Source organism: Nocardia sp. NPDC050378 (assembly GCF_040655675.1).
Lineage (GTDB): Bacteria > Actinomycetota > Actinomycetes > Mycobacteriales > Mycobacteriaceae > Nocardia > Nocardia coubleae.
Window position 1 is genome coordinate 555,648 of record NZ_JBFAKI010000002.1, and the last position, 26,474, is coordinate 582,121.

The following is a 26,474-nucleotide window of genomic DNA, read 5'->3' on the forward strand; positions in this document are numbered from 1 at the left end:
GGCCTTTCTCATCGATCGGAGGACGCGCGTCCGTGTTCGACCTGATCTCGGAGTATGACTCCCGAATCCTCGCTGCCTTCTGGGTGACCATCAAGCTGACGTTCCTCTCGGCGATCGGCGCCCTGATTCTCGGCACCATCGTCGCCGGAATGCGTGTGTCTCCCATCCCCGTCGCGCGCTGGGTCGGCACCGCCTACGTGTCGATCTTTCGCAACACCCCCCTCACGCTGATCATCGTGTTCTGCTCGCTCGGCCTCTACAGCACGCTGCGGTGGGAGCTGGCCGGTGATTCGATCAAGGACAACAACTACTGGTGGGCGATCATCGGATTGAGCGTCTACACCGCGGCTTTCGTGTGCGAATCGCTGCGGTCGGGCATCAACACCGTCCACATCGGGCAGTCCGAGGCGGGCCGCTCGCTGGGCTTCGGGTTCGCCCAGAATCTGCGCCTGATCGTGCTGCCACAGGCCTTCCGGGCCGTCATCGCCCCGCTGGGCAGCGTGCTGATCGCGCTGACCAAGAACTCGACGATCGCCTCGGTGATCGGCGTCGGTGAGGCCGCGTTCCTGATGAGCGAGATGAACGAGAACGAGGCGGCGGTGCTCGCCATCGGTGCGATCTTCGCGCTCGGCTTCGTCGTGCTCACCCTGCCGACCGGCTTGTTCTTCGGCTGGCTGGCCAAGCGATTCGAGGTTGTCCGGTGAGTTCAGGCGCTTCGGTTCTGTTCGACGCTCCCGGCCCCAAGGCCCGGGTGCGGCACTGGATCTACTCGGTCCTGGTAGCGGCGGTGCTCGTCGCGATCGCGGTGTGGATGTTCCTGGCCTTCCAGCGGGAAGGTCAGTTCACCGCCGAGAAGTGGAAGCCGTTTCTCGAGGCCGAGGTCTGGGAGACCTACCTGCTGCCCGGTCTCGAGGGCACGCTCACAGCCGCGGTGCTCTCGATCATCGGTGCGCTGATCTTCGGCATGATCTTCGGCATCCTTCGCCTCTCGGATCACACCTGGGTGCGCTGGGTGGCGGGCGCGATCGTCGAACTGGCCCGGGCCATCCCGGTGCTGATCCTGATGATCTTCCTGTTCGCCGTGTTCGGCGACTACAAGGTGTTCCCGTCCGATCAGCTCGCGCTGGCCGCGGTGGTCATCGCCTTGATCGTCTACAACGCCTCCGTCATCGCCGAGATCGTGCGGGCCGGTATCCGGTCGCTGCCCAAGGGCCAGAGCGAGGCCGCCGTCGCGCTCGGCATGCGCAAGACCCAGCTCATGCGCCTGGTGCTGCTGCCGCAGGCGATCACCGCGATGCTGCCCGCACTGGTCTCGCAGATGGTGGTGGTGCTCAAGGACACCGCGCTCGGCTACCAGATCACCTATGTGGAGCTGGTGCGCTCGGGTCAGCAGGTAGGTGCGGCGGAGCAGAACACGATCCCCGCCCTGATGGTGATCGCGATCATCATGATCTCGCTCAATATCGCACTGTCGTTCCTGGCGACCCGGTTGGAGAAGCGGCTGCGGTCGCGGCGCAAGAAGGGCGGTGGTGCGGTGCTGGCCGCCGACTCGATCGTCACCGACGCCGCGCCCGGCGTGGACATCACCAAGAAATAGGCCCGGTGAACCGACGGGGCCCGGTCCATCTTCTGGACCGGGCCCCGTTCGCGTCATTCGGTGTAACGGTAGAAGCCCTCACCGGTCGACAGGCCGAGTTTGCCCTTGTCGAGATAGTTCTGCTTCAGCCAGTCGGCGAGCTTCTGCTCTTGCGGGCCGCCGTTGGCCAGGATGTTGTAGGGCGTGGTGAGCCCGACGATGTCGAGAATCTGCATCGGTCCCATCGGTGCGCCGGTGCCGATGCGCCAGGTCTCGTCGACGGCCTTCGGTTCGGCATAGCCGCCCGCTACCAGCCCCATGCCGGCGTTCAGGAACGGGACGAGCAGCGAGTTGAGCACGTAACCCGCCTTCTCCTTGTGCAATTCGATGGGCACCATGCCGATGTCGGAGGCGAACTTCACGACCGAGGCGAACACCTCCGCGTCGGTCTCCGGTGTGCCCATCACCTCGGCGGTGTTGAACTTCCACACGTGGTTGGCGAAATGCAGGGCGAGGAAACGGTCGGCGCGCCCGGTGAAACCGGCCATGTCGCTGGGCAGCAGGGTGGAGGAGTTCGTCGCGAAGACCGTGCGTTCCGGGGCGAGGGGGCCCAGCTTCGTGTACAGGTCGCGTTTGATGGACAGCACCTCCGGCACCGCCTCGACGACGAGGTCGGCGTCGGCGACCGCGGCGGCCAGATCGGTGGTCAGCGTGATGCCCGCCGCCGTCGCCTCCGTCTTGGCGCTGTCGGCTCCGTCCACTTCGGCCTGGTAGGTCTTCGCCAGCTCGTCGAACCGGGTGCGGGCGGCCGCGATCGCCTTGTCGTCGATGTCGTAGGACGTCACGTCGAAGCCGTGGAACGCGGTCTGGAACGCGATCTGGGAACCGAGGACGCCGGTTCCCAGAACTGTCACCTTGCGGAATGCGATGGTCATGCGTGTTCCTCCCAGCGATGTCGGTGTGCCGGTGTGTAGCCACCGTCCATCATGGCCCGAACGGTCGGCATCGTGGGGAGGTGGTCCGGCCCGAGCGCCGGGGCGGGTCAGCCGGCCGTGACGAGGCCCTCGGCGATCATCCAGTCGCGGGCGACGTCGGCGGGTTCGCGACCGTCGATGTCGACCTGGCGGTTGAGTTCGGTGATGACCTCGTTGGTGAGCCGGGCCGAGATCGGCGCCATGATGTCGACCACACGCGGGTTGGCGTCGGCGAACGGGCCGTGCATCACCAGGGCCGCGTTGTACTTGGGGAAGAAGCCCTTGTCGTCTTCGAGCAACACCAGGTCCAGGGCCGGGATGCGACCGTCGGTGGCGGCGACGGAACCGAAGCGGCACTGTTTCGCGTCGGCGGTGGCCTGGTAGACCAGGGCGTCCTGCACGATCTGCTTTTGCGCTCGGCCCGCGTCGATGCCGTATTTCTGCGCCAGGCCCGGGTAGCCGTCTGGGCGGACGTTGAACTCGGTGCCGACGCAGGTGGCTGCCGCGGCCGGGTCGGCGGCGAGCAGTTCCGCGTAGTCCGACAGGGTGCGCACCCCCGTTTCCTCGGCGGTACGCCTGCTGGTGACCAGGGCGTAGGTGTTGTTCATCGGTGCCATGGCCGCCCAGACCATGTCGTGCTGTGCGCGGTCGGCGTCGCGGACGAGGTCGAACTGTTTGCGTTCGTCGGGTTCGGGGGTCTCGTTGCCGAGATAGTTGATCCAGCCCGTGCCGGTGTAGTCGTAGGCTACATCGATCTGGCCGTTGAGTTGCGCGTCACGCAGGCTGTTGGAGCCCTGGATGTTGGTCAGGTCGCGCACGTTCGCGCCTGCGGCGGTGAGGGCGAATTCGATGAGGTAGCCGAGGATATTGGCCTCGGTGAAATCCTTGGAACCCACCGTCACCGCGACACCGTCGAGTTCCGGGACCGGGGTGATGCTGCCCGGCCCCACCGGCAGCGGCACCGAACCGCCCGATTGCAGACCGCATCCGGCGAGCACCACCGCGAGGATTGGGATCAGCCCACGCAACCATCCGCTCTTTCTCAACGCAGCCCCCTCGGCCCGAGAAACTGTTCGGCCAGCGCGCCGAGCCAGTCGACGAACAGGGCCAGTGCCACCGCGAGCACCGCGCCGACCGTCAGGGTGACGGTGTCGCGCAGTTTGTAGCCGGTGTCGATGAGGATGCCGAGACCACCCGCACTCACCATGAACGACAGCGTCGCGGTACCCACGGCGAGCACCAGCGATGTGCGCAACCCGGCGAGGATGTAGGGAATGGCGAGCGGAAACTCGATGCGCCGCAACACCTGCACGGCCGACATTCCCTGGCCGCGACCGGCATCGATGACAGCCGGGTCCACCTGCTGATAGCCGAGGATCGTGTTGCGCAACACCGGCAGCAACGAACAGAACGCGATCGGCGCGACACCCACCCAGAACCCGGTGGTCCGGGTGAGCAGGTAGCACAGCACGATCAACCCGATCGCGGGCGCCGCCGCCCCGATATTGGCGATCCCGACGAAAAACGGTGCGAGACGGCGGAATCGGCGGCGGGTGAGCAGCGTGCCCAACGGCACCGCGACCACCACGACGATCGCGACCACGGCCGCCGTGATGAGCACGTGCTGCCAGGTGACCTCGGCGATATTGCCCGCACTGATACTGGCCTGTTGAATGGTGGTGAGCTCACGCCGGAACGCCCACACCAGCACACCGACGGTGAGGATCAGCACGATCACCGGTTGGGCGAGCAAACGCAGGAGTTCGGCGCGCCGCTGGGTCGCCGGTGCGGACGCGACGGCGGGGAGGTCGACGACCGGACGCGTGGAGGGAGCAGCGGTCACCATGAGCGCACCCCCTCCACAACGCGAGCCCGCATCATGACGACGCCTTTTCCGACGTGGCCAGGTGTTCGATGAGGGTGTCGACGGTGACGACTCCGGCGTAGCCGCCGCTCGCGTCGAGCACGATCGCCGAGGCGGTGCGTTCGGTGAGCAGGGCGGCGAGGGCGTCTTGGAGGGTGGCGTCGGCGGGGAGGGTCGCACCGATGGGGGTGCCCGCGGTGGTGAGGGAATCCGCCTGTGCGAGTTCATCTCTGGAGATCCGGCGAAGTGGTCGCCGTTGGGAGTCCAGGAGGATCCCCCAGGGACGGTCCGCCTCGTGCAATGCGGTGGTCAGTGCCGTGGGGGCGGTGTCCTCGGTGACGGCGACACCCTGGTCGAGGTCGAGGTCGGCCAGGACCGCGAGACCGAGGCGGTCGATGGTCGCGGTGGCGCCGACGAAGCCGGCGACGGTGTCGTCGGCGGGAGCGGCCAGGATCGCGGCGGGGGTGTCGTACTGCAGGATGCGGGAGCGGTCGCCGAGCACCGCGATGCGGTCGCCCAGTTTCACCGCCTCACCGAAATCGTGGGTGACGAACACGATGGTCTTGCCGAGTTCGCTCTGCAGGCGCAGCAATTCGTCCTGCAGCAGGGCGCGGGTGATGGGGTCGACGGCGCCGAACGGTTCGTCCATCAGCAGTACCGGTGGGTCGGCCGCCAACGCCCGTGCGACTCCGACGCGCTGCTGCTGGCCGCCGGAGAGCTGGCGCGGGTAGCGGTCGCGATAGGTGTCGGGATCGAGGCCTACGAGATCGAGCATTTCGTCGGTGCGGGCGGCGACGCGGCGCCGGTCCCAGCCGAGCAGGCCCGGCACCGTGGCGATGTTCTTGGCGACCGTCATGTGTGGGAACAGCCCGGCCTGTTGGATGGAATAGCCGATGCCACGGCGCAACTCGTCGGCGTCGATGGCGAGCGCGTCGCGGCCACCGATGGTGATCGTGCCCGAGGTCGGTTCGATGAGGCGGTTGATCATCCGCATGGTTGTGGTCTTGCCACAGCCGGACGGGCCGACGAGCACGACGATCTCCCCGGCGGGGATCGTCATGCTCACCTCTTCGACCGCGGGGTCCGGCTGCTCCGGATACCGTTTGGTCACCCGGTCCAGGACGATCTCCACTCCGGAAACGGCGGAGGCGGCGCTGGTTTCGGCGGTGCTGGTGTCAGTCACGAATACCCCTCGAGATGGTGAACCGTCCGAGCAGAACCAGGACGCCGTCGAGCGCGAGTGCGAGCACGACGATGAGGATGGTGCCGGTGAGTGCCTGCGGCACCGCGTTGGGACTACCGAGGCGCGCGAGCCCGGAGAAGATCAGGTTGCCGAGCCCCGGGCCTTTCGCGTAGGCCGCGAGCGCGAGGATGCCCATGATCATCTGGGCGCTCACTCGCATCCCGGTGAGGATCGACGGCCACGCCAGCGGCAATTCGATCCTGGTGAGCAACTGCCACCGGCCCATCCCGACGCCACGTGCGGCATCGACGGCGGCCGGGTCGACGGTGGACAACCCGAGCACGGTGTTGCGCAGAATCGGCAGCAGCGCGTAGAGGACCAGCGCGACGATGGTCGGTGCCACGCCGAGTCCGAGGAACGGGATCAGCAGCCCGAGCAGCGCGAACGACGGCACGGTGAGAATCGCGCCCGCCGTCGCGGTCGCCGCCGCCGATCCGAGCGGACTCCGGTAGACCAGAATTCCCACGAGCACAGCGATCACCGTCGCCAGCAGCAGCGACTGCACCACCGCCGACACATGCAGATACGAATCGACCAGCAACTGCTCACGCCGGTTCACCACGAACGACCACAGTGCGTCCAGGATCCCCACCTCCCCATCGTCCGGCGGCCCAACGGGCCCTGCCCCAAGATGCCCACCCACAACCCGGGCGAAACAACCCGTCCCACACCCTCGGCCAAGCATGCACCCGAATCCACCTGCGCGGACCCGCGTTTCACTTCCGCCTCATGCTAACGCCCCACCCCGACACCCGTGGCCGTTCGAGCGCCCCGGCCCGCACCCCCTGATCACCACACCAGCGTGTCCCGCTACAGGCACAGGCGGCGCGCCGAGCTCACCAGCTGACTGTGTATTTGCTGGTTCCACATCCCACGGCGCCGGGGTTCGGCTCGAGCTTCATATCGCGCCGACTCACTACCGACCAGCTTCGGCCAGTTCCGCTTTCACCACGGTGTAGGCGGTGGAGGGGTCGTAGCCGCGGCGGGCGAGCATGTCGACCAGGCGGCGGGTGAGTTTGGTTCGGTCGAGGTCGGGGGGTGTGGTGCGGAGTTTGCGGCGGACCAGATCGGCGGCGGTCTCGTCGTCGCCAGGCTCCGGACGGGTGCGGCGTGCGGGCGCGGCGGTGTCACGAGCGGGCCCTCGGGCAGTGTCGGCCCGGGCCTGCCGGGCGCGGCCGTCGTCGGTGCCGGGCTGCTCGGCGCCGGCGTGGTTCGCGCGGTAATCGGGGCCGGTGACCGAGGTTCGGGCGAAACCTGCGGCATCGAGTTCCGTGGTGACCACAGCGAAGGCGGTGGACTGGTCGTAGCCCCGACGGGCCAGCATGCCGACCAGGCGACGAACCGCCTTGTCACGGTCGAGGTCGCGGGGCAGGGTGCGCAGTTTGCGGCGGACCAGGTCGGTGGCGCGGTCGCGTTCGGCGTCGTCGGAGACCATCGACAAAGCCTGTTCGGCGTCGGTGGGGGCTACTCCTTTGTCGCGCAGTTCGCGCTGAAGGGCCTTCTTTCCCTTGCCGGAGTAGGTGTGGCGGGCGTGTACCCACTGTTCGGCGAAGGAGCTGTCGTCGACGAGGCCCACTTCGGTGAGCCGGTCGATGGCCGCTGCGGTGACCTCGAGCCGGAAACCCTTCTCGCCGAGCCGTTTTTCCAGTTCGGCGCGGCTGCGGGCCCGCACGGCCAGCAACCGCAGGCAGGCGTCCTTGGCCTGTTCCACGGTGGCTTCGGGCCGGTCACCCGGGGCGAGCCGGCGTGTGCCGGCTCGCCTCTCGGGCTCTCCCGGTGGGGATCCGGCCGCCACCGGATCCACCTGCCGCCCGTCGTCACCACCGACGACGGTCGACAGGGAGTCTGTGTCGCGCCGCGTGGATCGGCGAGAACGCCGGGCGCGGCGGGGCATCGCGGCCCCGCTCCCCCACTCTTCATGATCAACACCGGTTCGCGGGGCGGAATCGGCCCGATTGTGTTCATCGGTGAATCCGGTCGGGTGCGCGCGCTGCGGATCGCCCGCACCCGACCGAATTCCCTTCGCGCCCGAGACGGCTCGTTCGGCACGAGACGCCGGGGCGAGTTCGGCGGCCGACCCCGGTTCGCGCGTCACCTCGGACGTCAGCGGCTGCGGTGGCACCTCGATACCGAGGCGAGCCAGCTGACGTCTCATGTCCTCGACCGGATCGGCCGGGTCGCGGCGCGCGCGGCCGGGGTTCGGCGTGCGCATCGGCTCAGAAGTCGGCGGGTGCGTCGGCCTCGGCGGTCAGGTCCGCGCCGATACCGAGCTTTTCCTTGATCTTCTTCTCGATCTCGTCGCGCACATCGGTGTTCTCCAGCAGGAACTTGCGGGCGTTCTCCTTGCCCTGGCCCAGCTGGTCGCCCTCGTAGGTGTACCAGGAGCCGGACTTGCGGATGAAGCCGTGCTCGACACCCATATCGATGAGTGAGCCCTCCTTGGAGATGCCGTGTCCGTAGAGGATGTCGAACTCGGCCTGCTTGAACGGCGGGCTCACCTTGTTCTTGACGACCTTCACGCGGGTGCGGTTACCGACCGCGTCGCTGCCGTCCTTGAGGGTTTCGATACGGCGCACGTCCAGGCGCACCGAGGCGTAGAACTTGAGCGCCTTACCACCGGTGGTGGTCTCGGGCGAACCGAACATCACGCCGATCTTCTCGCGCAGCTGGTTGATGAAGATGGCGGTGGTGCCCGAGGTGCTCAGCGCGCCGGTCATCTTGCGCAGCGCCTGGCTCATCAGGCGGGCCTGCAGGCCGACGTGGCTGTCGCCCATCTCGCCCTCGATCTCGGCGCGCGGCACCAGGGCCGCGACCGAGTCGATGACGATGATGTCGATGGCACCCGAGCGCACGAGCATGTCGGCGATCTCGAGGGCCTGCTCACCGGTGTCGGGCTGGGAGACGAGCAGCGCGTCGGTGTCGACGCCCAGCTTGCGGGCGTAGTCGGGATCGAGCGCGTGCTCGGCGTCGATGAAGGCGGCGACACCGCCCGCGGCCTGGGCATTGGCCACCGCGTGCAGCGCGACGGTGGTCTTACCCGAGGATTCCGGGCCGTAGATCTCGACGACGCGACCGCGCGGCAACCCGCCGATCCCGAGCGCGACGTCGAGGGCGATGGAACCGGTCGGGATGACGGAGATGGGCTGGCGGGCCTCTTCGCCCAGGCGCATGACCGCGCCCTTGCCGAAGCTCTTCTCCACCTGAGCCAGCGCCAGTTCCAGCGCTTTGTCGCGATCGTAGGCCTGCGGTGCCATGATGTGGTCCCCTTCTCGAGGTGAGTGTCTCTCTGGTTGGCGCCCACAGTAGAGGGCGGCACCGACAAGTTCTGTCGCCCAGATTACTCGAACACTCTTTCGAGTCAAGCGACGCGCCCGCAAACACGCCACGACTGCCGTCAGTGCTGCGGCAGCACCGATTCGTCGCCCTCGGCACGCGGCCCGAGGATGCGCCGTTGCGACTGTTCGATGGGCACATCGTTGATGCTCGCCTCGCGCCGGGCCATCCGCCCGTCGGGCGCGAACTCCCACTGTTCGTTGCCGTAGCTGCGCCACCACTGTCCGGTGTCGTCGTGCCATTCGTACTGGAAGCGCACGGCGATGCGGTTGTCGTGGAAGGCCCACAGGTCCTTGCGCAGTGCGTAGCCGTTCTCGGTGGCCCATTTGCGGGTGAGGAACTCGACGATCGCGGCGCGGCCGGTGAAGAATTCGTCGCGGTTGCGCCACACCGAATCCTCGGTGTAGGCGGCGGCGACCCGCTCGGGATCACGGGTGTTCCAGGCATTTTCGGCGGCCCGCACCTTGGCGCGGGCGGAGTCGAGGTCGAAGGGAGGCAGCGGTGGTCGCACGGTTTCGCCTTTCATGGGTTGTGCGGTGACAGTTCGGGGGCGCCGAAGCGCAGTGGTAGCGCGCCGGGGCGTTCGATCACCCGCTCGACGGTGTAGTCGACGGCGCATTGCGCACCGGTGGTGAGATCGGCGGTGTCCCAGATGATTTCGGCCCGGCCGGCGAGTTGCAGCAGCGTACCGGTCGACCAGTCGGCGATCAGCAATCCGCACCGTGGGTACACGGCGAGGTTGCCCAGGGTCATGAACATCGAGTTGCCGCGATAGTCCGGCCAGCGCAGCCGGGTCGGCGACAGCAGCTCGAGGAAGCCGGGGTTGCCGCCGCGATGGGAGGCGTCGGCATGCCCGTCGACGTCGGCGGTGGCGACGAAGAAGGTGTCGGCGGCGGCGATCATCGCGCCCTGCTCGGCGGTGAGTTCCGTATCGTGCCGCGCCGGACCGGCCTGCCCGGTCGACACGGCGCGGATCGCTCTGCGTGCGATGTATTTCGGGCAGTTCGCGTACACCTGTTCGGTGGTGATCCGGACGCCGCCGGGTAGTGGCGTCGCGGTCCCGTTGACGCGCATCCGGCGCCGCCGCTGCGCCTGCAGGGCGATCATCCCGACCGCGATATCGCCGGTCAGCGCGTCGAACAGGGGGTCGTCGTCACCGGGCCGCGCGGCGATGTCGATGGTGGTGTCGTCGATCGCGTGGACGAATCCGGCAGGTCCGGTGAGCGGGCTCGCCCACAGCCGCCCCGCCGCGTCGGCCGCCGCGAGGACGACCATCGGCTGCTCGGCGAGGAAGTCCGCGGCGACGGCCGGGATCCCGGTGCGGATCGAACGCCCGACGCGATCGGCGATCCCGGCCTGGCCGAGGCGTTGCTGCACGGCCAGCTCACCCGGATGGAACATGACGACTCCTCAGAAGAAGCCGCAGGTCGGTGCGCTACCCGCGGGGGCGGGTGCGGTTTCGGCGCCGGCCGGGGCGTACACCTCGAGCCGGATGCCGTCGGGGTCGGCGAAGAAGATCCCGCCCGAGGACGCGCCCTCACCGTGGGCGACCACTCCTTCGTGGAAGAACTCGGTGGCCAGTTCGCGCAGCGCCGACTCGACGGCGCGCACCGAGTCGAGGTCGGCAACCTGGAAGGCGAGATGATGCAGTCCCGGTGTGGCGGTGCCGAATTCGCCGGTGCTCTGCTGCCACAGCGTGAGCATCAGCACGCCGTCGACACCGAGGAAGGCCCAGCGGCGCGCACCGTCGGCGCCGCTGCCGAGTTCCTCGAAGCCGAGACCACGGCGGTAGAACTCCGCGGAGCGGTCCAGGTCGGTGACATTGAGCCCGATGTGGCCCGTGGTGAGCACGGGAGCGGTGACGGCGGTCATGAGTCCTCCAGGAATGTGTAACTACCGAAAATTGTTTTGATGGTTAGAACATAAGACGACAAAACGCTGTCGTCAACCCTTGAAATACTTTTTGATGGTTAGGAGCGCGAGTTGATAGCCTCAGACATGCGCGATCCCCGTCCGCACCCCGGCGAACCACCTGCTCTCGACCTGCTCAACACCCGATGGGCGGGCGCCGAACCGGGCGATCTGCTGGCCGATCTCGACGGGTTGCGTACCTGGCTGGCCCTGCTCGACCTGACCGACCGGGTGCCCGCCGACGAGCACACCCTCACCGCGCTGCACACCGCCCGCGACGCCGTCCACGACGCGGTCACCCGCGCCGACCACACCGCCCTCAACCGGGTTCTCGACCAGGGCCGCATCCGGCGCGAACTCGCCGACGACGGCCCACGGGACATCCCCGAAGTGGCCGACCCCGCCTGGTTGCCCGGCTGGCTCGCCGCCGACAACCTGCTGCACCTGATCGCCGAAGCGCCGCAACGGATCCGCCAGTGCGCCCACCCCGACTGCGTGCTCTTCTTCTACGACACGTCCAAGAACGGCACCCGCCGCTGGCATTCCATGGCGACCTGCGGCAACCGCGCCAAGGCCGCCCGCCACTACGCCAAGAGCGGGTGAGCGTTCAGAACAATTCGTCGAGCAGGCGGTAGTAGTCGAGCTTGTCCGCATCGGGTTCGGTCAGGCCGTAGGCCGCGCGGAACGCCGTCACCGCCTCGGCACCGAAATCCTCACCGAGGTCGCGTTCGGCCAGCGCGAGGTCGCGGTAGCGGTCGGCGCGGCCGAGCTCGGCGACGTCGATCAGCACGCCACCGGCCAGCACATTGCCCGGGGTGAAATCGCCGTGCGCGACGACGAGGTCCTCGCTCGCCGGTCGGCGGCGGACCAGTTCGGCGAGCAGCTCGGCCGGTGTCCGACCGCGGTGATCGGCGTCGAAATCGTCGGCGTCGACGAACCCCTCGACGACATCGCGGTGCGCCCGGGCGAGGGTGACGTCGAGCCCGGCGTCGAACGGGCAGTCCGCTACCGGCAGGTCGTGCAGGGCCCGCAGCCGCGAACCGAGCAGCGTACCGGCGGCGGCCGGGTCGGGTGCCTGCGACGACACCGACCCACCGCCCACGTCCGCGAGAACCAGCACGTCCTCGGCGAACGCCGCCACCTCGGGAACGGCGATGCCCTTGTCGCGCAACCAGATCAGGCGCTCGTGTTCGGCGACGGCGCGCGGGCCGCGTTTGATCCAGTACTCCCCCGCCCGCAGCACATTGCCGCCGCGGCCCTCGTGCTCGTCGGACCAATCGGCCAGCGGTCCGACCAAAGCGATCACCTCGGGCGGCAAGGGCAGAGCCAGCTCGTCGAGGTGGTCGAGCGCCGCCCTGGTCGACTCGATCAGCTCGGAGTCGCCATCGGCCACCCGCAATCGCATCGCCTCGTTGAGCAGCTCGCGCGCTTCGGCGGGCCGATGCTGTTCGGCCAGCGATTTGCCCAGGTGATGAGCGGCGAAGGAGACGAGTTCGGGGTCGAGGGCCCGGCTGGCGTCCAACGCGCGGCGGTAGAGGATCTCGGCGCGACCGGGTTCGCCCTGATAGCGGTACACATCGGCCAGATTGATCCACACGGTGATGCGGCGGCGCTCGGTATCTGCCAGTTCGAGGGCCTGATCCAGGCGGTCGAGCGCCTCGTCATGGCGCCCGAGCAGCATCAGCGCGATGCCGAGCCTGCGCAGCCCACCGAAGTCGTGCGGATCGGCGGCGGCGACACGGGCGGCGAGGGATTCGGCGTCGACCGGGATCATCCGCAATCGTTCGTCGAACCGGTAGGGGCGTGCCGACGAGTTCTGCGCTGTCACGGACATAGTCTGGTCACCACCGGTTTCTGGGGACGTCGAAGTCGGCACACAGCGCCCGCCATACCTCGCGCGGGTCGACTCCCGCCTCGATCGCGGCCACACCGGTCATCCCGAAGGCCGGAATGACATGATCGGCCAGCATGGCGTCGGCGCGCGCAACGCCGAACTCGGTGTGCATCAGCTCCTGGAATTCGGTCAACCGCACCTTGCCCAAGATACTCGCGCTGTCGCGCACCCGTCAGGACGCCGGTCCAGTGCCGCCTGCGTTCGACGGTCGACCGAAGATGCGGCCGTTGCGAGCCCGGCCGGTTCCTCAGACCGTGGCCCCGACGCGATGACAGATCTCGACCGGGTCAGCGACCTCGTCGAGGCCGTCCGCGGCCCGGCGCGCGGCGGCGGCGAACGCCTTGTCGTCGAGGACCTGCCGCACGGCCGCGGCGACGGCGTCCGGGGTGAGCGGCCGGATCAGCAGCGAACTGCCTTGGCGCACCGCACGATTGGCCAGCTCCCACTGGTCGCCGCCGCCGGGCACGGTCACCACCGGCACCCCGGCGGAGAGGGATTTCGCGAGCAACCCGTGCCCGCCCCCACCGACGACCACCGCGGCGTGGGTGAGCAGTTCGTCCTGACGGCCCAGCCCTGCCGTCGCCCAGGCGGGCAGGTCTGCCGGTGGGGTGTCGAGCATCGAAACCGCCGCGCGCACACCGAGTCCGGACAGGCCGTCGAGCACGGTCTCGGCCATGCCCGCCACCCCGGTGTGGGCGGTGGACGGGGCAACCATCACCAGTGGTTCGTCGCCGGGTGGCAGTTCGAGCACGGCATCGGTGGGCTCCCAGAGCAGCGGGCCGACGACGTAGGTGTCGGCGGGCCAGTCGGGACGTGGCAGCTCGAGCGCGGGCAGGGTGGCGATGAGGCGAGCGGCGGGACCCGGGTCCTCGGCGGGCAGCCCGATACTCACCCGTGCCGCCGAACGCTGCCGCTCACCGGCCCGCACCGCACGATCGGTCATGGTGCGCAGCACGGTGTCGCGCAGCCGGCCGCGCACTCCCTCGCCCGGTGCCAGGCCACTCCCGATCGGCGGCAGGCCCTTCGACGGGCGGTACAGCGGGTGCGGTGAGAGCTCCACCCATGGCACGCCGAGGCGTTCGGCCGCGAGACCGCCCCCGGCGGTGAGCACATCGGAGACGACCAGGTCGGGCAGCATGGCACCGAGTTCGGGCAGGTTCTCCGTGGCGATGTAGGCGGCGCGTTCGTGGATGCGGGCGCCCGCGTCGGTGTCGTCGTCGACCGAGCGCGGCGCCAGCCCTTTGAGTTTGCGCACACCGATGCCCGCGGCCCGCGCCGCGTCGAGCCACCGGGGACCGGTGAACAACACCGGCTCGTCTCCGGCGTCCAGCAACCGCAGACACAACGCGATCGCGGGAAACGCATGCCCTGGGTCGGGCCCGGCCACCACAGCTACTCGCATGCGCCTCACCATGCCATATCCGCAGGCCGCACGGTCGCGACCCCGTCGATACGACCCACATCGGCCGATGCCGGGCCGACTCGCCCACGCGCCCAAGACAATCGGGCCGCGTCACCGATTCCGGCGTGCGCTCAGCCCGCGAAGGTGAACAGTTCGAAACCGACCGCGTGCGCGGCCGGGAATCCGTCCTTGGGACCCGTTGCCATCGCCACGATCTCGTCCACCTGTTCTTCCACCGGGACCGAGCTCAGCACCTGCAGATAGCGCCGATGCGCGGCCAGGCTGGCCCGTGCCCGGTCCAGCTGATCACTCACGTCCACCGCGTGGGTGGCGACCGGGCCGACGACGGCGGCCCAGCGCGCGGACCACGGCGCGAGATCGGCGATCTCGGGGAAGATCCATTCGTTGCCCGCATCGGAGATCGCGTCCATCGCCGAGCGGCCGACGGCCCGGTGATCGGCGCTGTTCACGAAGCCGGGCGCCCAGGTATCGCCGAAGTTGAACAGCACGACCATCTCGGGGCGATGCCTGCGGATCGCGGCGGCCAGGTCACGGCGCAGCGCAAGACTCTCCTCGATGCGCCCGTCGGGGTAGTCGAGGAATTCGACGGTATGCACGCCGACTTCGCGTGCGCCCGCGATCTCCTCGGCCTCCCGCAACGGCGCGGCCTGCGCGGGGGGAACGCCCGCGATCCCGGCTTCCCCACGGGTGACGAGCAGATAGCGAATGTCCTTGCCCTGCTTCGTCCAGCGCGCGACGGCCGCCGCCGCACCGTATTCGATGTCGTCCGGATGCGCGACGATCACGAGTCCGCGCTGCCAATCCTCGGGTAGCTGTTCCACCCCGCCCATGCTAGGGCTAGATCTTGCTGACCGGCGTCTTGTCTCCCGACCCTGTCACCGCCTTGTACAGCAGGTACAGCCCGGTGCCGATCGCGGCGAGCACCAGAATCGGCAGCACCGCCTCGAGGATCGCCCCGATGATCCAGAATGCGATGACCGCTACGACGACGATGCCGATGACCTTGAAACCCATGATGTGACTCCTCGGTGTCCGCGACCGCACAGCCGCGATCGACACCTTCGATGCTGCCACCGCAACGGTGATGAATCACCAGGTCAGCACGGATATCCGGGTAGAGATCAGGGTTCACCCCGAGACTGGCGCCGTCGCCATCTACCGTCGATCCATGAACTACCTGGCTCTGCTGCGTACCGAACTCACCACGTTCGGCGAACTGATCACCGACGACGTCGATCTCGCCGCACCGGTCACCACCTGCGGCGACTGGACCTTCTACGATCTGGTCGAGCACCTGGGCCGGGGTAACCAGTGGGTGGTCACCGCCGTCACCGAGCTTCGTGGTGACGACGACGGCCGGCCCGCGCCGAAAGATCCCGCGGCCCTGCGCGAGTGGTACGACGAGTCCGCCGACGCCCTCGTCACGACCCTGTCGACCGATCCCGACCAGGAAGCGTGGACCTTCACCCGTGCCATGCCGCGCACGGTCGGCTTCTGGCGCCGTCGCCGCGCCCACGAGACGCTGATGCACCGGTGGGACGGCCTGCACGCGCTCGGGCAGGCCGAGCCGTTCGAGCGCGCGATCGCCGAGGACGGCATCGATGAGGTCTTCGAGCTGTTCGCACCCCGGATGATCCACCGCGGTCTGGCGACCGAACCGGATGTGGCGCTGCGCATTCGCACCACCGACACCGATCGCTGCTGGACCTACGGTCCCGGCGAACCGGTGGCCGAGCTGGCGGGTACGGCGTCGGATCTGCTGCTCGCGCTGTGGGCCCGCATCCCGCCCGAGCACCAGGGTCTGCGCTGGGACGGCGACCGCGCCGCCGGGCTGCGCGTCCTCACCGGGCCCTTGGTCCCATAAGCACCCCACCGAATCGGACAAGCGTCCATAATCGGCTTCGACTGCGAGGAGGACCGATGGAACCGATCGTCACGATTACCGGCGGCGCGATTCGGGGCACGACCGAAGGCGGCGTCACCCGGTTCCTCGGTGTGCCGTACGCGGCGGCGCCGGTGGGGCCGCGAAGGTTCCGTTTGCCCGAACCGGTGGAGCGCTGGGCGGGCGTGCGCGAGGCGACGAGTATGGGTCCGACGTGCGCGCAGTCGCCGTATCCCGCGCCGATCCACGCCCTGATCGGCAGCGACGGCATCCCCGGCGACGACTACCTCAATGTGAACGTCTGGACACCCGATGTGGGCGGTGCGGGCCTGCCGGTGCTGGTGTGGATTCATGGCGGCGCGTTCGTGCGCGGATCCAACGCACGCCGGATCTACGACGGCACCGCGTTCGCGCGTGACGGTGTGGTCATGGTGTCGATCAACTACCGCCTGGGGATCTCCGGGTTCGCGGTGCTCGACGGCGCACCCTCGAATCGTGGTCTGCACGACCAACTCTGCGCGCTGCGCTGGGTGCGGGAGAACATCGCCGCGTTCGGTGGCGACCCGGACAATGTGACGATCTTCGGGGAGTCCGCGGGCGGTATGAGCGTGGCCGCGCTGATGGCGGCGCCACAGTCGGCGGGACTGTTCCGCCGGGCGATCATGCAGAGCGGCAACGGATCCGTCGCCGCCGAGGTCGACGACGCGCGCCTGGTTTCGGCCGCGCTGGCCGATGCCCGCGGAATCACACCGACCGCAACGGATTTCGCCGCTTTAGGCCCCGACGACCTACGCGCGGCGCAGAACGCCGTCGCGCTGGCGCTGATGACCGACCCCGATCCGCAGCGGTGGGGCGCCTCGGTGATCGAGCGCGGCCTCGGCATCATGAGCCTTTTCCCGGTGATCGACGGTGACATCCTCGACGGCACTCCGACAGAGGTACTCGCAACCCACCCGCGACGACGGGTTCCGCTCATCGCGGGCACCACCGCCGACGAGTTCCGCTTCTTCACGGTCCCCACCGGTATCGCCGCGGGCGTCACCGCGGACACGCTCCCCTTCGTGCTCACCCGCTACGGCATCGATCCGGTGGTCGCCCGGACCTATTCGGCGCGACGTCCCGACGCCACGCCCGACCAGATCTTCAACGCCGTGCTCACCGACTGGTGCTTCCGCGCGGGCACCATGGATCTGGCGGTGGTCAACGCGGGCACCGCCCCGACCCACGTGTACGAATTCGCCTGGCCCACCGGCATCGCCGGGCTCGGTGCGTGCCACGTCCTGGAAGTGCCGTTCGTCTTCGACGCCCTCGACCAAGCCCACACCCTCACCGGGCCGACGCCGCCGCAGGCGCTCGCCGATGAGATCCACGCCGCCTGGGTGTCCTTCGCCACCGACGGCACAACGGGCTGGTCCGCGTTCACCGCCGAGGAGCCGAACGTGCGTGTCTTCGACTCTCCCGAGTCCTCGACCGTCGCCGGGTTGCGTGCCGACGAACTGGCCGCCCTACGACAAGCCGCGCGCGCCTGACCTCTCGGCCGGGCGTTCGTCAACGCGGCAGATCCGGGGCGGAAAGCCCTGGGCCGTCGGCCATTTCGGTGAGAGCCTGGGCCCAGCCGTCGAGGCGATCGGCGGCTTCGCGCAGATCGGCGACGATGCCGTTGAACTGGTAGGCGACAACCGTGTCCTCGGGGACGGCCAGGATACGGGCGGCCGCCGCGACGAGCTGTTCGTACTCCACGACGCCGGTCTCCAGGCGCGCGAGCACGGCGGTCACCGTGGTCTTCAATGCCGACACCGTCTCCGGGTTCGCCCGGCCCACTGTGTCGGCGGCCTGTTCCATGGCGACCACGTCGGCGGCCAGCGCGTGCAGGGCCGCCGCGCCGGAGCTCGCCGTAGCGAGCAGGTCGCGCAACTCGTCTTCGGGGAGGCGCCTGGTGCGCGCGATCTGGGCGCCGAGCCCGTGCAGCGCGCGTTCGGCGCGGATCAGCCGCTGGATCGGCGGCCGGGCCGCGGACCGCAGTCCCGGTGATTTGCGCGGCACGAAGGTCGCCTGCGGCAACGGCTGACCACGGGTGCGCAGGTACCGCCGCGTGTTCACCGCGGCGCCGGTCACGAAAGCCACTGCCCCACCGCCGATGACGACCACCGCCCACGCAGGCGCCGACACCACGGCCAGCCCCACCGCGCCGACCGTGGTGATCCCCGAGGCCGTACCCAGCTGGAAACTACGCCTGCGCATCCGGCGGCGACGCCGTAGCTCACGCTCGCGCGGGTCGGCCCAGCGCCGCACCGCGACGAGCGCCTGCTCGCCCACTCCGCGCAGTGTCGCCGGAACCCCGCCGTTCGTCGTCGACTGCGCAACCGCCATCGGGTCGGCGACTTCGATGCGGTCGCGCCGCGTTCTCCCGCTCATCGTGATCCTTCCACCTACCCAGAGTGCCACGCGGGTACGACAACCTCACCTGCGAACAGGGCCGGGCCGCCGGTCGGCGTTCGACGCCCGCGCCGGGCGCGAGTATCGAGCGTCGGCCGACGGCCCGAGGTGGCGTGACTACTGCTGAGCCGCCTGGCCACCCTTGTTGATCTGTGGCGCCGCGGGCTGCTGGGTGGCCGGGTCGAGGGCCGCGTTGTTCCCGGTGGGCAGGGCATCGCCGCGCATGGAGGCACGGATCTGCTCGAGCTTGCTGTGCCCGGCCATCTGGATGCTGGCCTGCTGCACCTCCATCATCCGGCCCTGCACCGAATTCTGGGCCAGCTCAGCCGATCCGAGGGCGTTGGCGTAGCGGCGTTCGATCTTGTCGCGCACGGCGTCGAGGCTGGGGGTGGAACCGGGCGCGGACAGAGTGGAGTCCATCTGCTGCAGCGAGGCCGAGACCTGCTCCTGCATCTTGGCCTGCTCGAGCTGGCTGAGCAGTTTGGTGCGCTCGGCGACCTTCTGCTGCAGCATCATCGCGTTCTGCTCGACCGCCTTCTTGGCCTGTGCGGCGGCCTGCAGGGACTGGTCGTGCAGCACCTTGAGGTCTTCCACCGACTGCTCGGCGGTGACCAGCTGGGCGGCGAACGCCTCGGCGGCGTTGGTGTACTGGATCGCCTTCTCGGTGTCGCCCGCGGCCTGTGCCTGGTCGGCGAGGGTGACGGCCTGCCGGGCGTTGGCGTTGAGTTTTTCGACCTCGTCGAGCTGGCGGTTCAGCTTCATCTCCAGCTGACGCTGGTTGCCGATCACCGACGCCGCCTGCTGCGACAGCGCCTGATGCTGACGCTGCGCCTCCTCGATCGCCTGCTGGATCTGGACCTTCGGATCCGCATGCTCTTCGATCTTGGAGTCGAAAAGGGCCATCATGTACTTCCAGGCCTTCACGAACGGATTAGCCATCGATTGATCCCGCCTCCATCTGTGCGTCGCTCGTGCGACTGGTGGTGCGCGACCGTCACGCACCAGATATGTGCTTATCCTTCACCATGCGGCACCCGGACCGATATGACCGGCCCACTCGACGCCTGATGAGAATCTATCCGCTCTCACCAGTAGTGCGCAGCGTCACGCGGGTTCGCCGCGTCACATCCCTTTCACCAATACCAGCATCTCGGCCCGCGGGGCCGGGATGACGATGCGGGTGTCCTCGGCGATCCCGATGCGCGCGTCCACGTCGGCCTGCGCGCTCGCGGTGGCCGACGGCTCGGCGGGCACCGGTTCGGCGACGGGATCGGCCACGGGCTCGGCGAGCGCGGGTTCGCGGGGCACGGAGCTGTCGGCTCCGGCCATGATGGTGCTCACGTCCCACAGCACCCGCGACAACGGCACGTCGAGTGCCTCGCAGATGGCGGCGAGCAGTTCACTGGAGGCTTCCTTGCGGCCGCGCTCCACTTCCGACAGGTAGCCGAGGCTCACGCGCGCCGAGGTCGACACCTCGCGCAGCGTCCGATGCTGGGCCAGACGCGCACGCCGCAGACTGTCCCCGATTGCCTCCCGCAGCAGCGTCATCTCGTTCTCCTCCACCTCGGGTCACCGCCTCGGGCGGTGCTCACCTCTTCCTGACACAACGTCGAGCAGCGGCCCAGGGTTCCCGGACGCGGCTAGTCCGTCGTCACATCGCCGTACCCATCGACACAGCGCAATAACTCCCCGATCGCGTTGTGCACCGCACCGATCCTGATGTTCCACCGGTCACCGTGCAGTTTCAACCGGCTCACCGCGCTGTGATCGGGTCCGGCTACTCCGAGGTATACCGTGCCGACCGGATGCCCGTCCTGGGAATCGGGTCCAGCGACCCCGGTGAGACCGATCCCCCAGTCCGCCACGCAGCGTTCGCGCGCGCCCACGGCGAGCTGTTCGGCGGTGGACGCCGCGACCGCGCCCTCGACGCGCAGCACCTCTTCGTCCACCCCCGCGAGCTGGTGCTTGAGGTCGGTGGCGTACACGATGAGCCCGCCGCGCAGCACCACACTCGCACCGGGCACCCCGGCGATCGTCGCGGCGAGCAGCCCCGCGGTGAGCGATTCGGCGGTGGCGACGGTCTGGCCCGCGGCCGTGAGTGCCGCGACCAGCTCGGCGACAGGCGCACCGGTGACCAGGGGGTCGCTCACGCGCGCGACTCGTTGCGCGCGCGACCACCCGCCACCCACACCCGCGCGGCCTGGCCCACGTAGTCGAGGCCGGTGATCACGGTGAGTGCCACGGCCAGGTACATCAGCACCATGCCCGCGGTGGCGAACGCACCGGACAGCGGCAGCACCAGCAGGGCGATGGCCACCGATTGCACGAGTGTCTTGAGTTTGCCGCCGCGCCCGGCCGGGATCACCCCGCGCCGCACCACGACCAGCCGCAGCAGGGTGATGCCGAGTTCGCGGCCGCAGATGACCAGGGTGATCCACCAGGGCAGGTCACCGAGGATCGAGAGCCCGATCAGGGCGGCGCCGATCAGCGCCTTGTCGGCGATGGGGTCGGCGAGCTTGCCGAAATCGGTGACCAGACCGTATTTGCGGGCGAGTTGCCCGTCGAATCGGTCGGTGATGGCGGCGAGGCCGAACACGGCCGCCGCGATCACGCGCCAGCGGGTGTCGTGCCCGCCGTCGGCGAACAGCGCGAGCACGAACAGCGGCACCAGGACGATGCGCGCCACCGTCAGCACATTCGCGATATTGACCACCGGGACCTGATGGTCGGACATCCCCGGCAGCCGGGCCGCCCCGCGTTCGATCTCCTCGGGTCGCACGCTCATGCTGCGTCTTCTCGGCATGATCGGGCGCCCTCCGTGGTCACGCACGCTTCCGCCGCCAGGCGCTGACCTCTCATGCCCCCGCCCTCTCGGCACTCACCGGCACTGCGCCGAATATCGGGTGTGTCGCGCGATGTTTGCTCACGCGTGCAGTGCCGTATTCCCCGGTCGCCGGGCCCGGCGCGATGCGATGAGCGGAACGACAGGATGTGCGGCACACGTTCAGACTATCGGTAACCGGGCCGACTACTGTGCACCCCATGACTTCACGGGGACCAGCAGGTGGTCCGACCAGCGACGCGCACCCGTCCGCGCCTACCGTGGCGCCAGTTCGAGACGTCACCGTGCGACGAGCGCGAACCTCGGACGTCCCCGAGATCAAACGTCTGGTCGACGAGTACGCCGGCCGGATCCTGCTGGAGAAGAACCTGGTCACCCTGTACGAGTCGGTGCAGGAGTTCTGGGTTGCCGAGGTCGACGGCCGGGTGGTGGGCTGCGGCGCGCTGCACGTGCTGTGGGCCGATCTGGGCGAGGTACGCACGGTCGCGGTCGATCCGGTGGTCAAGGGCCGCGGGGTGGGCGGGGCGGTGGTGCGCCGGCTGATCGAGGTGGCGCGGGAGCTGCAGTTGCAGCGGGTGTTCGTGCTGACCTTCGAGGTCGACTTCTTCGGCAGACACGGTTTCGTCGAGATCGACGGCACGCCGGTGACCGCCGAGGTGTACGCGGAGATGTGCCGTTCCTACGACACCGGTGTCGCCGAGTTCCTCGACCTGAGTTTCGTGAAGCCGAACACCCTCGGCAACACCCGCATGCTGCTCACCCTGTAGATACCCACTTGGATACCACCGCGAGAAAGTTGATCGACGTGCCGATCTTCGCCGTCCACTACACCTACACCGAGGCCACCGCCGCCGAGCGGACCACCAATCGGCCCGAGCACCGGGGCTGGCTCAACGCCTTGGTCGACGCGGGCACCGTGCTCACCAGCGGCCCGTACGCGGACGGTTCGGGCGCCCTGCTGCTGTTCCGGGCCGAGGACAAGCCCTCGCTCGAGCAACTGCTCACCGAGGACCCGTTCGCGAAGCTCGGCCTGATCGAGGACGTGCGCGTGGTCGAGTGGCTGCCCGTGATGGGCGCCTTCTCCGCATAGCCCGCACAGGCGAACAGCCCGGAACCCCACGGGTTCCGGGCTGTTCCTCGTCGGTCAGACAGACGTGCGGCGGGTCTTCAGCAGGCTCGCCACCGTCGCGATCACGAGGATCCCGAGGATCACGCTCAGCGACACCGGCGTGGAGATCTCCGGCACGCTCACGTGCTCGCCGCCGTTGATGAAGCCCAGCGTGTTCTCGTGCAGGGCGTGCAGCACCAGCTTCACACCGATGAACGCCAGGATGGCGGCCAGACCGTAGGACAGGTACACCAGCCGGTCCAGCAACCCACCGATGAGGAAGTACAGCTGACGCAGACCCATCAGGGCGAAGGCGTTGGCGGTGAAGACCAGGTACGGCTGCTCGGTGAGGCCGTAGATGGCCGGAATCGAGTCCAGCGCGAAGAGCAGGTCGGCGAAACCGATGGCGAGCAGCGCCAGCAGCAGCGGGGTGACCACTCGTTTGCCGTCGATCTTGGTGATCAGCTTGTCGCCGTCGTACTGGTCGGTGGTCGGCAGGACCCGCTTGGCCAGCGCGACGATGCGGCTGTCGCGCTGCTCCTCGTGCTCGGCCTCGTGCCCGCTCTCGCGCAGCAGCTTGATCGCGGTGTAGATCAGGAACGCGCCGAACAGGTAGAACACCCAGCTGAAGGCGCTGATCGCGGCCGCGCCGACGGCGATGAACACACCGCGCATCACCAGGGCCAGCACGATGCCGATGAGCAGCACCTTCTGCTGGTACATCCGCGGCACCGCGAAGGTGGTCATGATGATGAGGAAGATGAACAGGTTGTCCACCGAGAGCGCCTTCTCGGTGACGAAACCGGCGTAGTACTCCCCGGCGAAGGTGCCGCCCCATTTCCAGGCGACGTACCCGCCGAACAGCAGGGCGAGGCCGATGTAGACGGCCGACCAGATGCCCGATTCCTTGAAGGTCGGTTCATGCGGCGTGCGCACGTGGGCGAAGAAGTCGAAGACGAACAGTCCGAGGATCACCAAGCCGGTGATCACCCATTCGAGCGTGGTCACATCCATGAAGTGGTCCGATCGATGAGGTTCATGCCGTCCATCATGTCCAATATGTCCGTTTCAGCCAACTTTGCGGAGCGATTGCCCGCCATGATTCCACACACAGCCGCGCCGACCCGTCCACCCCGGTAACCCGCCGAAAACCCGTTTCGCCTCGTCAGCGCCGCTGCTACCGTCGACACATCGACCACACACCGGTACCGCGAGAGGAGTCAGCCGTGACCGTCGAATACGACCATCTCGCCGCGATGTCACGGCTGCCCGAGGTCACCGCGAGCCCGCAGCGCGTGTCGCGCGTGGGCATCGCCGGCTGACCCGAGCCCGCCTCCGGCCGCTCCCCGCGATCGGCACTCCGCACCCCGGTCCCTCCTCGTTCGTCGCCGCTCGCTGACGGCACGGTCAGAGCAAACCAGCCGTGCGCTATTCGCCGTCCCCGGAATCCGCCGGATCACCGCCACGAATCGACCACAGCAGGCCGTCTAGTTCGTCGGGCTTCACCAGCACGTCGCGTGCCTTGGAGCCTTCGCTCGGGCCGACGACACCTCGGGTCTCCATGAGGTCCATCAGCCTGCCCGCCTTGGCGAAACCGACACGCAGTTTGCGCTGCAGCATGGAGGTGGAGCCGAACTGCGAGGTGACGACCAGTTCCACCGCCTGCAGCAACACGTCCATGTCGTCGCCGATATCGGGGTCGACGTCCTTGGTCTCGCCCGCCTTCGCGGCGGTGACGCCCTCCTGGTACTCCGGTTCGGCCTGAGTCTTGCTGAACTCGACGACCGCCTGGATCTCCTCGTCGGAGATGAACGCCCCCTGCAGACGCGTCGGCTTACCCGCACCCATCGGCAGGAACAAGCCGTCGCCCATGCCGATCAGCTTCTCCGCGCCCGGCTGATCGAGGATGACGCGTGAGTCGGTGAGCGAGGAGGTCGCGAACGCCAGCCGCGAGGGCACGTTGGTCTTGATCAGACCGGTCACCACGTCCACCGAGGGCCGCTGCGTGGCCAGCACCAGGTGAATGCCCGCCGCGCGCGCCTTCTGGGTGATCCGCACGATCGCGTCCTCGACGTCCCGGGGGGCGGTCATCATCAGGTCGGCGAGCTCGTCGACGATGGCGAGGATGTACGGGTAGGGCCGGTAGACCCGTTCGCTGCCGAGCGGGGCGGTGATCTTGCCCGAGCGCACGTTCTTGTTGAAGTCGTCGATGTGACGGACCTTGTTGGCCTGCATGTCCTGGTAGCGCTGTTCCATCTCCTCCACCAGCCAGGCCAGCGCGGCGGCGGCCTTCTTCGGCTGGGTGATGATGGGCGTGATCAGGTGGGGAATGCCCTCGTAGGGTGTGAGTTCCACCATCTTCGGGTCGATCAGGATCATCCTGACCTCTTCGGGGGTGGCCCGGTGCAGCAACGAGATCAGCATCGAGTTGACGAAGCTGGACTTACCGGAACCGGTGGAACCCGCCACCAGCAGGTGCGGCATCTTGGCCAGGTTCGCCGAGACGAACTCGCCCTCGATGTTCTTGCCGAGACCGATCACCAGCGGATGGTGGTCGTTGCGGGTGTGCGGCGACTTGAGCACGTCGGCCAGGCGGACCAGTTCGCGGTCGGCGTTGGGCACCTCGATACCCACCGCCGACTTGCCCGGGATGGGCGCGAGCAGACGCACGTTCTCCGTCGCCACGGCGTAGGCGAGGTTGCGGGCCAGGGCGGTGATCTTCTCGACCTTCACGCCGGGGCCGAGCTCCACCTCGTACCGGGTGACGGTCGGCCCGCGCACGAATCCGGTGACCGCGGCGTCGATCTTGAACTGCACCAGGACCTCGGTGATCGCCTCGATCATCGATTCGTTGGCGGCCGAACGCTTCTTGGGCGGGTCGCCGTCGAGCAGCAGGCTCAGCGGCGGCAGCGAGTAGTCGCCGTCGACCACACGGTCGGTGACGAACTCCGGTTCCGGTGGTGGCGGCGGTGTCTGGTCGACAGGTGCGGGGGCCGGGCGCTTGCGGGCCGGTTTCGGCGCGGGAGCGGGCGGCTCGTCGACGATCGGTTTGGCATCGCGCAGCGGCGGCTCGCCCAGCGACTCGGTGACCGCGTCGGATCCGGCGAAATCGTCGGCCGCCGAAGCCGCGCCGCGACGGGACCGGTTGCGGTGCACCGGGAATCCGTCGGCGTCGTAGTTGGCCGGGTCGTAAGGGTCGCTGTCGTCGGCGTATTCGCCGAGGCCGAAGTATTCGCGCAACCGTGTCGGCACCTCGCGCACCGTGGTCCCGGTGAGCAACAGCACGCCGAACACCATGGCCAGCAACAGAATCGGCATCGCCAGCCACGGAGTGAGCCCCTGGCCGAGCGGGCCACCGATCGCGTAGCCGAGCGCGCCCGCGGCACGCGAACGGCCGTGCGCGTCGGTAGGTGACCCGGCCGCGAGATGCCAGATGCCGAGCGCGGGCAGGATCACCAGCAGCCCACCGAGCACCAGTCGTGGCCGGATCTCCGGATGCGGTTCGGTGCGCATCAGCACCACCGCGATCGCCACGAACAGCAGTGGCGCCACCGCGGCCGCCGACCCGGCGATCGCGCGCACGATGTCTTCGAGGAAACGCCCCACCGGACCACCCGCCGACAACCACACCGCGGCGGCGATGATCACGCTCAACGCGATGAGCGCCAAGCCGATGCCGTCGCGCCGATGCCCGTGCTCGAGTTCGCCCGCGCGGCTCAGCGTGCGGGTGGTGGCGCCGAGGCCGCGCGCGAGCATCGTCCAGCCGCTGTTGACGCCCCGGCCGATGACGGCCAGCGGGGCGGTGTTCGAGGCGCGTTTGACGGGTCTGCGGGCGGGGGTGGTACGCCCACGCGCGGCCGACGACGCTCGCGGTGTCGTCGAACGAGACCGCGCCGACGGCGTCTGCCCCCTGCTCGATCCCGCCCGCGCACGAGAGGTCGTGGTGCTGCGGGACTTACCTGCCATGACGATCAGGCTAGCCGCTCGC

Annotated in this window: 28 protein-coding genes and 1 pseudogene; 7 read left to right on the forward strand and 22 right to left on the reverse strand. The window is 68.7% G+C overall.

Going from position 1 to position 26,474, the window contains the following annotated elements; genetic code table 11:
• The first annotated feature begins 32 nt into the window (after positions 1 to 32).
• Together AB0I35_RS06530 and AB0I35_RS06535 are read left to right on the forward strand one after the other, a co-directional pair.
• A complete protein-coding gene (locus AB0I35_RS06530) occupies positions 33 to 704 on the forward strand; it encodes an amino acid ABC transporter permease (protein WP_357394744.1) in 672 nt (223 codons plus the stop codon).
• Positions 701 to 1,597 carry an amino acid ABC transporter permease gene (locus AB0I35_RS06535; protein ID WP_357394745.1) on the forward strand — a complete coding sequence of 299 codons (897 nt, stop codon included), beginning with the start codon at positions 701 to 703 and terminating at the stop codon, positions 1,595 to 1,597. Before AB0I35_RS06530 ends, AB0I35_RS06535 begins: the two co-directional genes overlap by 4 nt.
• A 53-nt stretch (positions 1,598 to 1,650) precedes the next feature.
• Here the strand turns inward: AB0I35_RS06535 and AB0I35_RS06540 are convergent, their stop codons facing one another.
• From AB0I35_RS06540 to AB0I35_RS06585, 10 genes and pseudogenes are all read right to left on the reverse strand, one after another.
• Entirely contained in the window at positions 1,651 to 2,511 is an 861-nt protein-coding gene (locus AB0I35_RS06540) for a 3-hydroxyacyl-CoA dehydrogenase (protein ID WP_357394748.1), read from the reverse strand.
• A 107-nt stretch (positions 2,512 to 2,618) separates the two neighbouring features.
• Complete coding sequence (locus AB0I35_RS06545; RefSeq protein WP_357394750.1) at positions 2,619 to 3,596, reverse strand: glycine betaine ABC transporter substrate-binding protein; 978 nt, start codon at positions 3,594 to 3,596, stop codon at positions 2,619 to 2,621.
• On the reverse strand, positions 3,593 to 4,396 hold the full coding sequence (locus tag AB0I35_RS06550; RefSeq protein ID WP_357394752.1) for an ABC transporter permease subunit: 804 nt from the start codon (positions 4,394 to 4,396) through the stop codon (positions 3,593 to 3,595). The genes AB0I35_RS06545 and AB0I35_RS06550 overlap by 4 nt, the downstream gene beginning before the upstream one ends.
• A 31-nt stretch (positions 4,397 to 4,427) precedes the next feature.
• On the reverse strand, positions 4,428 to 5,597 hold the full coding sequence (locus tag AB0I35_RS06555; RefSeq protein ID WP_357394755.1) for an ATP-binding cassette domain-containing protein: 1,170 nt from the start codon (positions 5,595 to 5,597) through the stop codon (positions 4,428 to 4,430).
• Positions 5,590 to 6,240, reverse strand: coding sequence for an ABC transporter permease (locus tag AB0I35_RS06560; RefSeq protein WP_067636695.1), 651 nt, complete (start codon positions 6,238 to 6,240; stop codon positions 5,590 to 5,592). Before AB0I35_RS06560 ends, AB0I35_RS06555 begins: the two co-directional genes overlap by 8 nt.
• A 681-nt stretch (positions 6,241 to 6,921) precedes the next feature.
• Positions 6,922 to 7,368: pseudogene (locus AB0I35_RS06565) on the reverse strand (regulatory protein RecX); the annotation flags it as partial.
• A gap of 505 nt (positions 7,369 to 7,873) precedes the next feature.
• Positions 7,874 to 8,911: a recombinase RecA gene (gene recA / locus AB0I35_RS06570; RefSeq protein ID WP_181696944.1), complete on the reverse strand. Its 1,038-nt coding sequence runs from the start codon at positions 8,909 to 8,911 to the stop codon at positions 7,874 to 7,876.
• Positions 8,912 to 9,051: 140 nt separating this feature from the next.
• Positions 9,052 to 9,516, reverse strand: a complete 465-nt coding sequence (locus AB0I35_RS06575) for a nuclear transport factor 2 family protein (protein WP_357394757.1) — start codon at positions 9,514 to 9,516, stop codon at positions 9,052 to 9,054.
• Complete coding sequence (locus AB0I35_RS06580) at positions 9,513 to 10,391, reverse strand: pyridoxamine 5'-phosphate oxidase family protein (RefSeq protein ID WP_357394758.1); 879 nt, start codon at positions 10,389 to 10,391, stop codon at positions 9,513 to 9,515. Before AB0I35_RS06580 ends, AB0I35_RS06575 begins: the two co-directional genes overlap by 4 nt.
• A gap of 9 nt (positions 10,392 to 10,400) precedes the next feature.
• Positions 10,401 to 10,862 (reverse strand): VOC family protein, encoded by a 462-nt coding sequence (locus tag AB0I35_RS06585; protein ID WP_357394759.1) that lies wholly within the window; start codon positions 10,860 to 10,862, stop codon positions 10,401 to 10,403.
• A gap of 126 nt (positions 10,863 to 10,988) precedes the next feature.
• Here AB0I35_RS06585 and AB0I35_RS06590 point away from each other — a divergent pair, with 126 nt between their 5' ends.
• Positions 10,989 to 11,504, forward strand: coding sequence for a CGNR zinc finger domain-containing protein (locus AB0I35_RS06590; protein ID WP_357394760.1), 516 nt, complete (start codon positions 10,989 to 10,991; stop codon positions 11,502 to 11,504).
• A gap of 4 nt (positions 11,505 to 11,508) precedes the next feature.
• Here the strand turns inward: AB0I35_RS06590 and AB0I35_RS06595 are convergent, their stop codons facing one another.
• From AB0I35_RS06595 to AB0I35_RS06615, 5 genes are all read right to left on the reverse strand, one after another.
• On the reverse strand, positions 11,509 to 12,735 hold the full coding sequence (locus AB0I35_RS06595) for a tetratricopeptide repeat protein (RefSeq protein WP_357394761.1): 1,227 nt from the start codon (positions 12,733 to 12,735) through the stop codon (positions 11,509 to 11,511).
• Between the two features lie 7 nt (positions 12,736 to 12,742).
• Entirely contained in the window at positions 12,743 to 12,934 is a 192-nt protein-coding gene (locus AB0I35_RS06600) for a DUF3046 domain-containing protein (RefSeq protein ID WP_357394762.1), read from the reverse strand.
• A gap of 108 nt (positions 12,935 to 13,042) precedes the next feature.
• Complete coding sequence (locus AB0I35_RS06605; RefSeq protein ID WP_357394764.1) at positions 13,043 to 14,197, reverse strand: nucleotide disphospho-sugar-binding domain-containing protein; 1,155 nt, start codon at positions 14,195 to 14,197, stop codon at positions 13,043 to 13,045.
• Between the two features lie 131 nt (positions 14,198 to 14,328).
• Positions 14,329 to 15,039, reverse strand: coding sequence for a PIG-L deacetylase family protein (locus AB0I35_RS06610; RefSeq protein ID WP_357394766.1), 711 nt, complete (start codon positions 15,037 to 15,039; stop codon positions 14,329 to 14,331).
• Between the two features lie 16 nt (positions 15,040 to 15,055).
• Positions 15,056 to 15,232: a hypothetical protein gene (locus AB0I35_RS06615; protein WP_357394767.1), complete on the reverse strand. Its 177-nt coding sequence runs from the start codon at positions 15,230 to 15,232 to the stop codon at positions 15,056 to 15,058.
• Between the two features lie 154 nt (positions 15,233 to 15,386).
• Here AB0I35_RS06615 and AB0I35_RS06620 point away from each other — a divergent pair, with 154 nt between their 5' ends.
• Both AB0I35_RS06620 and AB0I35_RS06625 read left to right on the forward strand, forming a co-directional pair.
• Positions 15,387 to 16,082, forward strand: coding sequence for a maleylpyruvate isomerase family mycothiol-dependent enzyme (locus AB0I35_RS06620; protein WP_357394768.1), 696 nt, complete (start codon positions 15,387 to 15,389; stop codon positions 16,080 to 16,082).
• Between the two features lie 56 nt (positions 16,083 to 16,138).
• On the forward strand, positions 16,139 to 17,629 hold the full coding sequence (locus tag AB0I35_RS06625) for a carboxylesterase family protein (RefSeq protein WP_357394769.1): 1,491 nt from the start codon (positions 16,139 to 16,141) through the stop codon (positions 17,627 to 17,629).
• 19 nt (positions 17,630 to 17,648) lie between these two features.
• Here the strand turns inward: AB0I35_RS06625 and AB0I35_RS06630 are convergent, their stop codons facing one another.
• From AB0I35_RS06630 to pgsA, 5 genes are all read right to left on the reverse strand, one after another.
• Positions 17,649 to 18,515: a hypothetical protein gene (locus tag AB0I35_RS06630; RefSeq protein WP_357394770.1), complete on the reverse strand. Its 867-nt coding sequence runs from the start codon at positions 18,513 to 18,515 to the stop codon at positions 17,649 to 17,651.
• A gap of 138 nt (positions 18,516 to 18,653) precedes the next feature.
• The gene (locus tag AB0I35_RS06635; RefSeq protein ID WP_357394771.1) at positions 18,654 to 19,475 is read right to left on the reverse strand and encodes a PspA/IM30 family protein; all 822 of its coding nucleotides are present in this window, start codon (positions 19,473 to 19,475) and stop codon (positions 18,654 to 18,656) included.
• A gap of 183 nt (positions 19,476 to 19,658) precedes the next feature.
• Positions 19,659 to 20,084, reverse strand: a complete 426-nt coding sequence (locus tag AB0I35_RS06640; RefSeq protein WP_357394772.1) for a helix-turn-helix transcriptional regulator — start codon at positions 20,082 to 20,084, stop codon at positions 19,659 to 19,661.
• Positions 20,085 to 20,176: 92 nt separating this feature from the next.
• Positions 20,177 to 20,686: a CinA family protein gene (locus tag AB0I35_RS06645; protein WP_357394773.1), complete on the reverse strand. Its 510-nt coding sequence runs from the start codon at positions 20,684 to 20,686 to the stop codon at positions 20,177 to 20,179.
• Complete coding sequence (gene pgsA, locus AB0I35_RS06650; protein WP_357394775.1) at positions 20,683 to 21,321, reverse strand: CDP-diacylglycerol--glycerol-3-phosphate 3-phosphatidyltransferase; 639 nt, start codon at positions 21,319 to 21,321, stop codon at positions 20,683 to 20,685. The genes AB0I35_RS06645 and pgsA overlap by 4 nt, the downstream gene beginning before the upstream one ends.
• Before the next feature lie 257 nt (positions 21,322 to 21,578).
• Here pgsA and AB0I35_RS06655 point away from each other — a divergent pair, with 257 nt between their 5' ends.
• Both AB0I35_RS06655 and AB0I35_RS06660 read left to right on the forward strand, forming a co-directional pair.
• Positions 21,579 to 22,145, forward strand: coding sequence for an amino-acid N-acetyltransferase (locus AB0I35_RS06655; protein ID WP_357394776.1), 567 nt, complete (start codon positions 21,579 to 21,581; stop codon positions 22,143 to 22,145).
• A gap of 38 nt (positions 22,146 to 22,183) precedes the next feature.
• Entirely contained in the window at positions 22,184 to 22,468 is a 285-nt protein-coding gene (locus AB0I35_RS06660) for a YciI family protein (RefSeq protein WP_357394777.1), read from the forward strand.
• Positions 22,469 to 22,522: 54 nt separating this feature from the next.
• Here the strand turns inward: AB0I35_RS06660 and AB0I35_RS06665 are convergent, their stop codons facing one another.
• Together AB0I35_RS06665 and AB0I35_RS06670 are read right to left on the reverse strand one after the other, a co-directional pair.
• Positions 22,523 to 23,500 (reverse strand): TerC family protein, encoded by a 978-nt coding sequence (locus tag AB0I35_RS06665; protein ID WP_357145493.1) that lies wholly within the window; start codon positions 23,498 to 23,500, stop codon positions 22,523 to 22,525.
• A gap of 414 nt (positions 23,501 to 23,914) precedes the next feature.
• A complete protein-coding gene (locus tag AB0I35_RS06670; RefSeq protein WP_357394778.1) occupies positions 23,915 to 26,452 on the reverse strand; it encodes a DNA translocase FtsK in 2,538 nt (845 codons plus the stop codon).
• Positions 26,453 to 26,474 lie beyond the last annotated feature (22 nt).